Here is a 13,990-nt window from a genome sequence, read left to right as displayed (position 1 = left end):
TCAACATGCTGCTATTTGCCCAATAAAATCTCCGTTAGTTCCTGCAAAGGCCGTTTATTCACCGCTGGTATGGAAATATTAGCCAGATGCTGCAGCGCTGTTTGCTGTAAACGCTCTTTTTCCCTGAGCACCCATTCCCCTGTTTTACAATTTTTGTAGAGCCGTGCCAGGCCGGGCATGGCATCCGTAACCGGTAAGCTAAGCAATGCCAGTAACTGGCTGCGCTGTTCGGGCGTGCTCCATTCATAGGTTTTTAATAAAAGGCTGTTTTTTCTATGCCGGGTTAAATTTTCAGGTGCTTCGCTAAAAGCCTCCTGGTGATCTTCCTGCAGCTGCAGGGCAATACCTATGTTTTTCCCGAAAATGTAAATATGCTCCTGGTCAGTAATACCGGCGCCGCCAATAATAGCGCCCATTTGCAGGCTTACGGCCAGCAGTGCGGCATTTTTCAGGATCACTTTATGCAGGTAATCATTATAAGTGAGCACATTCAATGGCTGCGCTTCCTGGTCCAGGTCCATTTGCTGGCCTTCACACACGGCCCTTGCCGCTTCATTGAACAGGTGTACGACCTTTTGCTTATGCCGGCCCTGTATGCGGTTCAGGTAATCGTAGGCATACAGCAGCAATGTATCGCCGGTGAGGATGGCGGTGGGTGCGCTGTACTTAATATGCAGGGCGGGTTTACCACGGCGCAGCGTCGCTGCTTCCATCACATCATCATGCGCCAGCGTAAAGTTATGAAACAGCTCCAGGGCATTGGCAGCCAGGAAAGCATCCATTTGCAGAGGGCCCATGAGCACATTCCCCATCAGGCATAGAACAGGACGTATACGTTTGCCTCCGCTCTTTAACAGGTAGTCAATGGCATTATACAGGTTAACAGGTGTTTGGGGAAAAAGCCGGTCGTTGAACTGGTTTTCAAAGGCAGCCAGCAACACATCAAAGGAGTGGACAACAGCAGTTGTATTTTCAACAGGGAGAGGGGGTTCCATAGCTTCTGGTTTTTACCAAGATACCCCCTCCCACCTGAAATAAGATTGCAGTAAGGCTTACATCATTTTTGTAATACCATTACATTGTTCATCATAAAAGTGCTGCCGCCACTGGTAACCATGTTGTATACTTTTTGCACGCCGCCTGCAGCTTCTGTTCTATTGAATACAGTAAAGGTTTCATAAGTGTGGGTGGCTTCATCCAGGCAAAGCACCTGCTCACCTGCTGCAATTTCCCCGATCGGTTTCTTACCTGTAGCCGTCAGCATAGGATGATTGGGTGTAGCCTGCAGCACTTTACTGTACAGCGTAACCAGGTTACCGGCCGCAGTTTGCCGTTCATGCGCAGCTATCACCAGCAGGCTGGTAATGGCATAGTTCTCCGCATCGTGCACTACCAGCTCCTTTACCTTCACGGTGTTGGACTGGCGTGTAACGGGATCAATGGTGATCACCTCATCACCGGGTTGAATACTCCTCAATTCTTTTTTTGCGCCATTGGCCATAGCTACTTCCTGGTTGCCCGGGAAGCAAATGTTATTGCTATAAGTGGCCGATTCTTCTTTCAGGTTCTTACCGCCACTGGCAGCTTTGTATTGCTGAAAGCCAAATTCTTTGGATAATACATAAGACAGCTTCAGCACAAAGTTCTTTTCTTCTTTATCGATGCTGTGAATATCTTCAAAATATTTTTCCCATATTTCTCCCGCTGCGCGGAAACCCGGCAGCACGGCGGTGTACAGCGTTCCTTTTTCATTGGTATAATAGATCATAGTGCCCAGCTCCTGCATACCATCTTTAGCTACCAGCTTGTAAAGATCGATCCGTTTCTTCAGGCCGTCATCACCGGTAATAAAATAGGGCTTGCGCATTTCATAGCGGTCCAGCACATAGGTATTGTCAAACTTTACATAGGTATCATTATCCAGGTCTTTTACCTTAAATGTTTTTGCTTTTGTATATTCTTCCATGGTAAGCGCACGGGCAGCTGTGGGGGCGGCAGCAGATGCAGCGGCGCCTCCCTGGGCGTAGATGTTATAATAACTGCACAGCAGTAATATGGTAATAATGATCTTTTGCATAAACTTCAGTAATAAATAAATTATGATAACTCTTTAAATGCAGTGGCAAAAATTTCCATTTCATCCATGCGGCCAATGCTGATGCGGCACCAGTCCTTCCCGTTCACCATCCAGTTGCGCAGGGCTACACCGCGTTTCATCATTTCATCCACAAAGCGCTTCCCGTCCATCTTTAAAGGGAACATGGCAAAATTGGTAACAGAAGGAATGTATTCATAGCCTTCCTCCTTTAATGTTTTATACAGGAAATCTTTGCTGGCCAGCGTTTTCTTCAGGGCATCTGCCAGGAAAGGTTTATCCTGGTAGGATGCAATGGCAGCATATAATGCCGGTGCAGAAATGGCATATTGATCTTTGGTGTACCTGCTTATTTTTTCCAGCATATCCGGCTGCGCCATTACATAACCAACACGCAAACCTGCAAACCCATAGAGCTTGGAGAAGGTACGGGCTACAATTACATTCTGCCCGTTCTTCACACAACCGACCATGGTGGATGCCTGCGGATCAGGTAAATAATCTATGTAAGCCTCATCCACAAACACGGTTACTTTTTTGGATACGCGTTCACAAAAGGCCCTCAGCTTTTCCGCATCCACAGCGGTGGCGGTAGGATTGTTGGGATTGCAAACGTATACCAGCTTAGTATTGGCATTCACGGCTTTTTCCATGGCATCCAGGTCCAGCTTGTATTCTGCGGTAAGCGGTACTTTCACCCATTGGGCGCCTATTTTTTCTGCGCTTTTAGGCAGATCATCATAGGTAGGATCGCCGGTTACCACGTTGCCCCCATCTTTACAACAATAAATAGCCGTGGCCATTAATAAGGGCGATGAGCCTGCGCTTAGCAGGATCATATCTTTTCCCAGTCCTTCATAGCTGGTTATTTTATCTTCCAGGTCTGTGAGGTGCATGAAAGGGTATTGATAGCTGTTGGCCAGGCTGTCAATAATAGCCTGCTTGGCTTTATCTGAAGGACCAAAAGGGTTTTCATTGGCAAAAAGGCGGGCCTTAATTTCCACCGGGGTGCGGCGTGCAAATTCAGCATCTGTTAGCTGGCCCGGGGAGGCATGTTTGACGGTAGTAGCAGAAACGGCTGCTACGCCATTCAGTGTTCCTGTCAGGAAAGGAAGACTTCCCGTAAACAGTGCACTGGTCTTTAACCAGTGGCGGCGATTCATGGTTGACATAAGCGTTTAGATTTACAGGTTGGTGATATTAGCCGAAAGCGCAAAGCAGAAAGCATAAAGCTCATTGTGTTTGCTTAAGCTGAAAGCTAAAAGCATAAAGCCAAAAGCTGCTTACATTTTGTTTTCGGACATTTGCTTAAACTTTATTTTTAAGATCAATAGCACTACTGTGCTGCACCAGGCATGCTACCCTGCTGGTTACAAAGCCCGGATAATAATTCAAACCGCATTGCATTATGCATAGAAAAAACCGTTCGTATCAATCTATCCACTGCATAAAGCTTCAGCATTACGCACTACAAAAGCTTTCTGCTTTATCCTTTACGCTTTACGCTTTCGGATACTTCAGCCGCTGATCCGTTACCCGCGCATGCACGGCCGTCACTACGCTCCTGGCGGATTCAAAGGCTCCTGCCATCCAGGCATTCAGATAGGTCATATGCTCACCGGCAAAGTATACCTGTTTATCCGGCTGCAGCATGGCTTTGTATAAGGTTTGCCGGGTTTCTGCATTATACAGCGCCCAACCGCCCATGCTATACGGTGTTTTATGCCAGCTGATGGAAAACCCGGTCTCAAATTCCTTTGCATACTGCGGATGTATCAAACTGCCTTTTTCCAGCGCCAGCTGCTGCCGTTGCTGTAATGATAAAGCGCTTACCTTATCTGCAGTTTCATGAAAATTATAATAGCCGATCAGAATGCCTTTCTTTCCTAAATAATCGTTGGATGGATAGAAGATCTGGGTAAGTTCATTGTTCGTGTGTGTAATGCCGCCGTAAATATGCTCGTCTTCTTCCCAGAAACGACGTTTGAATTGCAGTCCCATTTTGCCGGTGATCATGTAAGGGATATAATCTATTGCCCGGCTAACATCCGATGAAAAGTTGTGTTGTATATTACTCAGCACCGGCAAAGGAAGGGTGCATATGCAAAGATCGCCTTCCAGCTGCTTTTCACCAAATTTGTCCTTATAGGTGATCTTTACCCCTTCCGGCTGGTTTTGTATGGCGCTTACCTCACAGCCAAACCGGATCAGCGGCGCCACCTTTTTCTCCAGCGCTTTAGCGATCATGTCATTACCACCAATGGCCTGGAACATGGTCATCTGCAGCTCATAGGTATATTCCGCTACATTGTAGAAGTCAGGATCCATTAAGCCCGATTGAATAATATCAGCCAGCTTGTACGGGTCGGCTATTTTACCGGCCTTGTCGCCTGCGCCTGCATCTTCAATGTAACCGCGGCGGTTGGAGGCTTTGTAAAGCTTATCAATATCCAGCCCGCCTTCTGCGCGCAGGTATTCAATGATCTTTTGTGCATCCTCTTTGGTAAGACCGGCATCTACCTGGTGCTGATCTATAGCTTTGGCCAGCATTTCCGTGATATACCCACGTACATCATTATGTATTTCCCGTATGCGGATCTTTTTGTTGGACAGCGGGCCTTTGCCTTCGCTGAAATAATAGGCTGCTTCGTTTACATTATTATATACCTGTATGGGCACACCCAGCTCTTTGCAGTAATGCAGTGTAAGCGCATGGTGATGCGGAATACGGGAAGGCCCTGCGTTGAAATACAGTCCTTCATCAAATTTAGCCGTTTGCAGCGGTTGCCCTGTTTCCTGCAAGGTAGCGCCTTTGCGAATGCTCCAGCAACGTCCACCGGCGCGGTTGCGGGCTTCCAATATGGTGCAGCGGTAACCCAATTTGCCTAATTCGTAGGCAGCTGTCATACCGGACAGGCCTGCACCTAAAATAATGATGTGTTTGTTATTACCATTCCCTGTTAGCTCAAAAGCATGTGCAGGGGCTGGTTTTAATAATCCCAGGGCCATCATGGCCGGGTAGGCGGCAATGGCTGATTTACCGGCTGTTGTTAAAAATTCCCTTCTTGAAATTGGCATTTTTCCAATTACATTATTAAATAATCTATGTTCTTAAGTTAATCAAAAAAAGGCAGCTGACTATCATTTTTTATGTGAGTGAATTTATATGTAGAAATATGACCATACAATTGAAATTGTGCTGGCATGCTTCTTGAAACCCTCTATTAAAAATCCACACAATTATGAACACGATTAAAAACATCCGGACCCTTTTATTTGCCGCAGCTATTGGCATAGCCGGCACCCTTATTACATCCAATACATATGCACAGGTAGATACCGTTATCAAAAAAGTAGGCAACACCGGTAAAAAAGTAGGCCACAAAACCGCTTCTGTTGCGGTGAAAGGCGCTTCCAAGGTTACCGATAAAACCTACAAGGGCAAACAAGGCCCCAACGGTGAAACCGTGTACATTGATAAAATGGACCGCAAGTACATTGTGGATGATAAGGGTAAAAAAGTATACCTGAAAAAATCAGAGATCAGTGATAAGCCGGAATAATTAAATGACCGCTTATGCAGCAAATGCAGCAGACCATTGAACAGTTCTTTAAGGATTATGAAAATAGATTTGCCGAAGGACTGGCCGGTAAAGCCGATGTAGCCGCTACCACGGCAGTTTTTGCGGATTGCTTTATAGAAGCCAGTCCGCGGGGCGTGATCTGTGGTAAGAATGATGACGCGTTCAGGGCATCCATTCCCAAAGGGTATGATTTTTACAAAAGCATTGGCACCAGCAGAATGAACATTGAGCATTTAACGGTGACTGCCCTGGACGATCTGCACTACATGGTTAAAGTACGCTGGCAATCTTATTACCTTAAGGATGAGCGTGAGCTGCTGATAGAGTTTGATGTAACCTATTTTCTGCAACAGCAGCAGGAGCAGCTGAAGATCTTTGCCTATATCACCGGCGATGAACAGCAGCTACTGAAAGAGAGAGGGGTGATATCATAGCGGAATATTTAATGGTGTTTGTACGGCCACTACATCATTTCCCTTACTGGCGGCGAGGTATAAACGATAAGAGGCGGCATCCCCAGGCATGCTGATCTTAATATTTGTACCCTGCCCCAGTTTTCTCATATACAACGCATTTCCCCAATGATCTGTTTTTACCAGGTGCCATTCAAAATGCCACAATTGTGACGCTGGCGAAGCCAGCACCCAATTCCTCCCATTCTTTATAATAACCTGGTAATTTAATACCTCATCTGCCTTGGTTAGCTTAGAGGGCCGCAGAATATGCAGCTCCGGAAATGCTGTTTTGCGATCTAATCCCGCCCATTGATTTCCCAACTGGTAAAAAGCAGGTCTGTAACGGCCAACATGGTCCAGCAACCCATCAAAGGTCAGGTAATCACGTTCGCCTACATCCTGCCAGTTGGTAATAAATGTTCCCGTGCGGTGGTTGCTTAGCTGCTGGTATTGCGCCACCGGCACCTGGCTAAGAAAGTAAGGAACCGCCAGGCTGTTTAGCTGGTTTATACCACTGGTATCCTGTGTAACAATTAATCCAAAAGCATCTATTTCCGGTAACTGCTGCTGCAAAGACTGTAGCACGGTTGCAAGCTGTTTGTTTGCACTCACATCCATGGTCACCGGCCTTACCGGATCAATAGCTTTAATACGGTTCACCAGCTTTTTAAGCCAGGTAGTATATGCCTGCTGATGGTATAAAAGCGTGGGTTTATAAAATTGCCCGGCCAGCCGCTGCCACAGCGTATCACCTATATTCCAGGCAATAATGGCTTTGTTATCCTTCAGCTCATTTACCGTGGCAATAACCTCATCTGCAGTACGGTCCAGCTCTTTTTTATTACTCAGCACATCTGATACAGCAGGTACCCAAAACGTATAATGCACCCGCATATTATATCGTTCTGCTACCGCCAGTATATTCCGGTCATATACACCGGGGCCTGTGCGTTTAATGGTGTTAATGCCCAGGTGCTGCATCAGTCTGAAATCCCTGGTTATTTCCCGCCGGGTAAGGGTATAATAATTCTTATACCACGGCTGGCCCTTCTGGTAATTGATGCCCCGTATTGTATCCGGGAGCCTGCGTCTTTCTTTGATGGGCGTGTTATATACAGAAAGACTGTGAACAGGCTCATAAGCGCCTACTTCATGATAGCCTTTGGTAGATTGATAATTTGCTATATCCTTGAAATAAGCGCCGGGGTTATTCAGCCGCCAGTCCAGCATTTGCACCCCGCTGTCCGCCGGTACATTCTTATCCATTGCTGAATTAAACAGCACTACCGCTTTTATTTCTCTATAGGAGGTACTGATGCCTGCAAAAAGCCCGGCAAACCATAGGCGCTGGTCACCTGCTGCGCCCAGCGAACCGGTTTCCGTTAGCATAACAGGAAAGCCTGAACGAAAGATTGGTTGCCGGTGAAAGGGTGCGTACAGCTCTTTAAAGCCATACCATTTACCATCTCCGTTATAGCTGCCATAATTCAGGCTGGTTACGCCTAACCAATCCACATAACCGGAGCCCGGGAAGTAAGCCTGCACTGCGTCTGCCTTCCAGGGGTTCCACACCCATACCACATTGCTCACCTGTTTACGCACAAAAAAATCGTGCACATACTGCCAGGCATTGATGAACTCCTGCGGAGTGTTATCCCCGCTTGGCGACCATGGATAAAAAGGATTATCCGCCTCATGTGCAAATCGCAGGTATACCGGCCGGTTAAGGGCTTTTAGCTGTGCTGCAAATTTTTCAAGGTAACGGTCAAAAGTACCTTTAACCAGGTAGTGGAATACCTTTTTTTCCTGGCTCAGCTCTTCATTATCTGCAGCGGATTTGAACAGGTGCGTCCAGGGTTCCCAGGTGATGAGCGGGTAAGCGCCGTTGTTATAAATGGAATCTATCAGCGGCTGCGGTATATAACACCGTTCCTCATCTCCCCAGGGAATGTATAATGAAACAATCCCAAAATGTGTATTATAGTTCTGCTGGTAACGGTGTACCTGCTCCATGGATGTTAGACCATTAGCGGCCGACGGACTGAATATTCCTGAATAGAAAACGTATTGTTTATAGACGCGCATGCTTACAGGCTGTGGATACCTGGAGGCACCGGTCAGAAAATGTAAGGCGGTAAAAGTGATCAGCAGCATAAATATAAGGGCAAACCTGCGGATGCCGGTATACACACCATGCCGGAAATACCATAATTGCCTTTTGAATGACAGCCAGTAAAAGAACACAGGCTTTATGATGGCAAACCTTTCCTTAAAACGTTTCAGATCATTGCGGCGGCTGATGATGATGTTAAACAGCATGATACAAAAGTTCATTCCCGCAATGCCCGCCATCACCCATGCATAAGGGTTCCAGTCCACATGCAGCCCGTAAAAAATAGCGCCCAGGGAAGCCAGCGCAATAACAGCATTGGGAATATTAAGGCGCCAGTTATCTGATTCATTATCATCTTTGGGAGTAGGTATATAAGGTACCTTCTTGCGGATAATGGTATAAAAGAGCCCTAATATATAGATCCACCAGGTACCGATCAGCAGCAGGCCGCCCACTACATGGTTGCCCCTTTCATTCTCGCCCATAACCCAGCGCTGCACAAAATGCCGTATAACAAGGGTAGCGCTGATAAAAGGCAGCCCTATTAATGCAAAAGATAACAGGTCCATCCGGAAGGGAATGAGCCCCAGTGTCAGGGACAGGATGGGAATTAAAAAATTGAGGAAGAATATAACACCGGAGAAATAATGGAACGGAATGGTGCCGTAATGCAGGCGCTGCGCCCAGGTGAACTGCTTAAATAACCGGGGAAAAGTAGTGACCAGCAATTCAAAGGTTCCCCTTGCCCATTTTAATTGCTGTTTATAATAAGCGGATAAAGTAGAAGGTACCAGTCCATAAGTAAGCACTGCCGGCACATACACCGATCTCCAGCCTTTGGCGTGCAGCTGCATGGCGGTATGCATATCTTCCGACAGGCCGGCGGCATGCCCGCCAATAGAATCCAGCGCCTCCCGGCGGAAAGTGCAGTTAGCGCCAATAGCCAGCACGGTCCCGTAGCGGTTCATGGTCATCATCATTGGGCCATAAAACTGGAAAGTTTGCTGCGCAGCGCCTTTAGCTATCAGGCTATCCCCCAGGTTACCATAAGCCTGCACCACCTGCACAAAGCCGACTGCGTCATCATTAAAATGCGGTATAATGGGGTCCAGGAATTCAGGCAGCGGTACATGATCAGGATCCAGCACCACACACAGCTCGCCGGTAGCCAGCTGTAATGCATTGTTAATATTACCTGCTTTAGCATCTTTTTTATCCGTACGTGTTACATGGTGCACGCCCAGGCGCCGGCATACACTTTTCAGGTAAGGATCATCTGCTTCATCACACAGATAGGTCTCGTGCGGATAGTGTATAGCCTGGATGGCTTCCAGGGTTTCAACGATCATTTCATAGGGTTCCCCGGCGCAGAAGGTAGTTAAAATATCTACAGTGAATCTTTTGGTGAGCGGTGGTATTGGAGGTACCGTTATAAACATGTAATGATACCATTCATGCAGCACCCGCAAACAATTGAAAATAGTGGCTGCCATCAGCAACCAATAGAAAGGCGCATAACCTATCTGCTGCGGATCAAGCAGGCAATATAAAAAATGACCCATCCCAATAATTCCCATCAGGATCATGATCCGTAGTGTCCAGATTTCCACACGGGTAGGCGCCGTTGCATACTTGGCTGTTTGCATAATTATGCTTCACTTTTCGCTGTTACTCAACTACATAAAAAGGTGTATTGGCCGTTGCAAAATGACCCTGGCCATCCAATACTTTTACATATATACGGTAAGGACCTTCTTTTAGAGGCGACCGGAATACACATTTTGTATTACGGCCCGTGATAACGGTGTCCAGCACGCGCTGGGTATTTTTCCCCAGCTCATGGAACCAATCCTCCTGCATCACTTCCCAGTGGTATACCAGGTTATCCGGCACAGCGCCCTCCATCAGCACCTCTGCCGCCTGCAGGCTGTGTGGCATCACCATGATATTATCTGCAGCGCCTTTATTGTTTAACAACATGTATCTGATAAGCGGCGGTTTTACATTTACCGGGTGGCCGCCCCATAGTTCCTGCATCACACTCACTGCCTGCGAACCTGCACCCTGCTCATCAAACATACTGAACCAGGTAGGTGTGGTTTCCTGCTTTTGCCCCCAATAAAATACCAGCGCACCCAGGAACCGCGGATCATTCAATGGCAGCATGCCATACATATTCCGGTAATGCTCCGCCTTTTTTGTACTTGTACTTTCAATGGGTGCACCCCAGGCAGTGTTATTCACCTCCCAGGGACCATATGCGCCCCATTCGGTTACCAGGTAAGGGCCGTTCCAGCACCACCTGTACCAACGCAGCTTGTTGTTTAATATTTTCAGCTTACCAAATGTGTTAAAGGAAATAAGATCGAGGTTATTTACGCGTAACTGGATCAACATGGTTTGCAGCACATTAAAATTAGCCATGGTGCTGGTTACCGGGTGGTCAGGATCAACCGTGTGGATCATATCCAGCAGGTTATTAAATGCCTTATAAAAGGGGCTGTAGCCAATACCGGCATTAAAGCCCAGCTCATTGCCCAGGCACCACATTAGCAGGGCCGGATGACCTTTATATTGCTTTACGGTATGCTGTAACGCAAGGAATAACGCCTGTACTTTGGCAGTATCTTTATAGAAATAATCCAGGTAGGCGCTGCCGGGCATTGGCAGGCCCACAATAACAGCCAGATTGTTACGCTGCGCTTCATCCAGGATCTTCCCGAGGTTTACTGTGTCCCAGGTTCTGATAGTATTGCCGCCGATCTGGCTTAGCTTTTCAAGATTAGTGTACCCCGATGCTCCTCTTACCACGAATGGCTTGCCATTGCGGTAAAGCACATACTGCTTTCCTTCTTTCTGAATAAATACCTTGCGGTTATTATGAGGCGACGTAGTGGTGGTTGGACAATGGATAAAAAAGAAAAGAAAAGTGAAGCCAGTTAATACTTGCAGCAAGCGGATAAACCTTCGCAGGTTGCCCCCGTTTTCCATGTTCAGTTAAAATAAGTATGGTCTATTATGATTAAGTATGGTCTATTATGTTTTGGTTGTATTGTCTTTCGCATTCCCTCTTTTAATTTACGAAAAAAGGTCCGGTTTTCCCGGGGTTAATCTTAGCATTTTTCATGCCGGATTGTTCAATGTTAAATAAAACAGCTGGTTTACCGGGATCAGGCCCTGTAAACCAGCTGCATGTAATTATTAACTATATTATTTATTGTTCCATTTCACTCAGCTCCAGCCAGCGCATACCTTTTTCATCCAGCAGCTGTATTAACTCTCCCACCCGGCGGGTAAGGGGCTCCAGCTCTTCATACGGCAGGCTGCCGCTGGATAGCTTTTCATCAATCGTTTTCTTTTCTGTTTCCAGTTTGGCTATTTCCTGCTCCAGCAGCTCCAGCTCACGTTTTTCCTTATAAGATAATTTACGCGCTTTGGGTGCTTCTGTTACCGGAGTTTCTTTGCCGGCACTGATAGCAGGCGCAGCAGCTTCCTGTTTCTGGCTGCGGCTCTCTTCTTTTTCCCATTCCCGGAACTGGGTATAATTACCCGGGAAGTCACGTACCTCGCCGCCGCCTTCAAATACAAACAGGTGATCTACCAGCTTGTCCATAAAATAACGGTCGTGGCTAACAATGATAATGCAGCCCTGGTACTCCTGTAAAAAATCTTCCAGGATGCTGAGGGTGGGCAGATCCAGGTCGTTGGTAGGTTCATCCAGCACCAGGAAGTTAGGGTTGCGGAATAAAATGCTTAACAGGTGCAAACGCCTTTTTTCGCCACCGCTTAACTTGGATACATAAGTATATTGTTTTTCCGGGGGAAACAGGAACAGCTGCAGGAACTGGGCTGCGCTTACCTTTGTACCATCTGCCAGGGGAAAATGTTCGGCAATATTCTTCACAAACTCAATAATGCGCACATCCTCTTTAATCACCAGGCCTTGCTGATTGTAGTTGCCGAATATAACAGTATCGCCTATATTAATTTTACCGGAATCCGCCGGCTCCAGCCCCAGCAGCATATTCAGGAAGGTAGACTTTCCTACCCCGTTCTTACCTACCACGCCTATACGCTCTCCTTTTTTAAAGGTGTAGTCAAAGCCTTTGAGAATGGTAAGGTCGCCGTAGGCTTTGTACACTTTCTTCAGCTCCAGTATTTTTCCGCCCAGGCGGGTCATTTTTACGTTCAGCTCCAGCTGCTGCCGCTCTATACGTACGCTGGCTTTTTCCTTTACATCATAGAACGCATCTATGCGCGATTTAGCTTTGGTAGTTCGGGCTTTAGGCTGGCGGCGCATCCATTCCAGCTCCTTGCGGTACTGGTTACGGGCTTTTTCCACGCTGGCCTTATCGCTCTCTTCACGGGCAGCCTTTTTTTCCAGGTAGTTTTCGTAATCTCCTTTATAGATGAACAGTTGCTGCTGGTCCAGCTCTATGATCTCATTACATACGCTGTCCAGGAAGTAGCGGTCGTGGGTAACCAGCAGCAGGGTTACATTTTCCTGGTTCAGGAAACTTTCCAGCCACTCGATCATAGATACATCCAGGTGGTTCGTAGGTTCATCCATGATAAGCAGGGTATGCTTGTGCTCAAAACCAATATCTATCAGCACTTTGGCCAGCGCCACGCGCTTTAGCTGTCCGCCGGAAAGGGTACCCATGTGCTGGTCCAGGTGATGAATATTCAGCTTTCCCAGGATCTGCTTTACCTTGGCATCAAAATGCCATGCACCCAGCTCATCCATTTTGGTGATAGCGTTCGCTAACAGGCCCGGATCCGGGTCACCGTCCTGGTCGGTAAGGTGTTCATATTCCCGGATGGCGTTTAAGATAGGGTGGTCCTGGGCGAAAATATTAGCCAGGATGGTTTTCTTCAGGTCAAAAGCGTTCTGCTGTTCCAGCATTACCACGGTCACCTCTTTGTGTACCCACACTTTTCCTTCATCTACGGTTTCCTTACCGCAGAGTATGCGCAGCAGGGTAGATTTGCCGGTGCCATTCAGGGCTACCAGCGCTATTTTATCGCCTTCCTCAATGTGAAAAGAAATATTATTGAACAGTGGCTTTTCGCCGTATGATTTTGTGATCCCTTCAACCGTTACGTAATGCATGGGGCGAAGATAGTAATTGGGCCGCTAATAAGCGGCAAATTGGGCTGTTACAGGTATGGGCGGGCATTTATTGCGTCATCCGGAAAATTTTCGTACATTCATTTAGGAATTATATCAAAAAACGTTTGATACCTTTTATGCTGGTTACAAATGCTTTTGTCTATTTTTCTGTCTCCTGATCTGTATGGAGTGCTGTTAACCACTGCTCCATTACATTCAACAGCAAGTCACAGGTTCTGACTGTAGTATAGTGTATGCTTACCAGGTTTTTTTACATCCTACAAGGCTGCTATACGAGATCGGCCTTTATCCATTGGTTATTTTTCATTTTCCAATTACAGAGCATGTACCCTGAGGGCGTAAAAAAACCCTCCCGTGTGTAACGGGAGGGCTAAAACGCTTTTCACCATTTTAATGCGGAGATGCTAAGTGCTTTGAATAAAGTGGATGGCTAATGAGTATCCGGTTTTTCCAGCTTTATTTTCCGGCTTTTCTTAAAACATTGTTCACCAGCATGTACAGTGCAGTGATCTCCACCATAACGATGCAATGTAAGACGAGTATCGGCATAACTTTAAGTAACGTTGTGTATGTGCTACTATACTAAGTTAACTCATTTAATTACTTAAA

At 46.7% G+C, this 13,990-nt stretch carries 9 protein-coding genes; 2 read left to right on the top strand and 7 right to left on the bottom strand.

Annotation, left to right across the window (positions count from 1 at the left end; all coding sequences use genetic code 11):
- Positions 1–11: 11 nt before the first annotated feature.
- From BMZ54_RS06585 to BMZ54_RS06570, 4 genes are all read right to left on the bottom strand, one after another.
- On the bottom strand, positions 12–995 hold the full coding sequence (locus BMZ54_RS06585; RefSeq protein ID WP_089907744.1) for a polyprenyl synthetase family protein: 984 nt from the start codon (positions 993–995) through the stop codon (positions 12–14).
- A 62-nt stretch (positions 996–1,057) separates the two neighbouring features.
- The gene (locus tag BMZ54_RS06580; RefSeq protein ID WP_089907740.1) at positions 1,058–2,077 is read right to left on the bottom strand and encodes a Hint domain-containing protein; all 1,020 of its coding nucleotides are present in this window, start codon (positions 2,075–2,077) and stop codon (positions 1,058–1,060) included.
- A 20-nt stretch (positions 2,078–2,097) separates the two neighbouring features.
- Positions 2,098–3,267 carry a pyridoxal phosphate-dependent aminotransferase gene (locus BMZ54_RS06575; RefSeq protein ID WP_089907737.1) on the bottom strand — a complete coding sequence of 390 codons (1,170 nt, stop codon included), beginning with the start codon at positions 3,265–3,267 and terminating at the stop codon, positions 2,098–2,100.
- Between the two features lie 328 nt (positions 3,268–3,595).
- Positions 3,596–5,173, bottom strand: a complete 1,578-nt coding sequence (locus BMZ54_RS06570) for a flavin monoamine oxidase family protein (protein WP_202909150.1) — start codon at positions 5,171–5,173, stop codon at positions 3,596–3,598.
- 164 nt (positions 5,174–5,337) lie between these two features.
- On the opposite strand from BMZ54_RS06570, the gene BMZ54_RS06565 reads away from it, so the two are divergent.
- Together BMZ54_RS06565 and BMZ54_RS06560 are read left to right on the top strand one after the other, a co-directional pair.
- Positions 5,338–5,658: a hypothetical protein gene (locus BMZ54_RS06565; RefSeq protein ID WP_089907734.1), complete on the top strand. Its 321-nt coding sequence runs from the start codon at positions 5,338–5,340 to the stop codon at positions 5,656–5,658.
- A 14-nt stretch (positions 5,659–5,672) separates the two neighbouring features.
- Positions 5,673–6,113 (top strand): hypothetical protein, encoded by a 441-nt coding sequence (locus tag BMZ54_RS06560; protein WP_089907730.1) that lies wholly within the window; start codon positions 5,673–5,675, stop codon positions 6,111–6,113.
- Here the strand turns inward: BMZ54_RS06560 and BMZ54_RS06555 are convergent.
- From BMZ54_RS06555 to BMZ54_RS06545, 3 genes are all read right to left on the bottom strand, one after another.
- Positions 6,108–9,893 carry a glycosyltransferase gene (locus BMZ54_RS06555; protein ID WP_089907727.1) on the bottom strand — a complete coding sequence of 1,262 codons (3,786 nt, stop codon included), beginning with the start codon at positions 9,891–9,893 and terminating at the stop codon, positions 6,108–6,110. The genes BMZ54_RS06560 and BMZ54_RS06555 overlap by 6 nt on opposite strands.
- A 22-nt stretch (positions 9,894–9,915) precedes the next feature.
- Positions 9,916–11,238, bottom strand: coding sequence for a glycoside hydrolase family 2 TIM barrel-domain containing protein (locus BMZ54_RS06550; protein WP_089907724.1), 1,323 nt, complete (start codon positions 11,236–11,238; stop codon positions 9,916–9,918).
- Positions 11,239–11,461: 223 nt separating this feature from the next.
- A complete protein-coding gene (locus tag BMZ54_RS06545; protein ID WP_089907720.1) occupies positions 11,462–13,360 on the bottom strand; it encodes an ABC-F family ATP-binding cassette domain-containing protein in 1,899 nt (632 codons plus the stop codon).
- Positions 13,361–13,990: the final 630 nt, after the last annotated feature.

The sequence above is a fragment of the Chitinophaga rupis genome (genome assembly GCF_900109685.1).
GTDB lineage: Bacteria > Bacteroidota > Bacteroidia > Chitinophagales > Chitinophagaceae > Chitinophaga > Chitinophaga rupis.
This window is presented reverse-complemented; position numbering and strand designations above follow the sequence as displayed.

Bases quoted from the DNA above. Each gene is read 5' to 3' on its own strand.
- BMZ54_RS06585 (WP_089907744.1), bottom strand. From the start codon at position 995: ATGGAACCCCCTCTCCCTGTTGAAAATACAACTGCTGTTGTCCACTCC.
- BMZ54_RS06580 (WP_089907740.1), bottom strand. From the start codon at position 2,077: ATGCAAAAGATCATTATTACCATATTACTGCTGTGCAGTTATTATAAC.
- BMZ54_RS06575 (WP_089907737.1), bottom strand. From the start codon at position 3,267: ATGTCAACCATGAATCGCCGCCACTGGTTAAAGACCAGTGCACTGTTT.
- BMZ54_RS06570 (WP_202909150.1), bottom strand. From the start codon at position 5,173: ATGCCAATTTCAAGAAGGGAATTTTTAACAACAGCCGGTAAATCAGCC.
- BMZ54_RS06565 (WP_089907734.1), top strand. From the start codon at position 5,338: ATGAACACGATTAAAAACATCCGGACCCTTTTATTTGCCGCAGCTATT.
- BMZ54_RS06560 (WP_089907730.1), top strand. From the start codon at position 5,673: ATGCAGCAAATGCAGCAGACCATTGAACAGTTCTTTAAGGATTATGAA.
- BMZ54_RS06555 (WP_089907727.1), bottom strand. From the start codon at position 9,893: ATGCAAACAGCCAAGTATGCAACGGCGCCTACCCGTGTGGAAATCTGG.
- BMZ54_RS06550 (WP_089907724.1), bottom strand. From the start codon at position 11,238: ATGGAAAACGGGGGCAACCTGCGAAGGTTTATCCGCTTGCTGCAAGTA.
- BMZ54_RS06545 (WP_089907720.1), bottom strand. From the start codon at position 13,360: ATGCATTACGTAACGGTTGAAGGGATCACAAAATCATACGGCGAAAAG.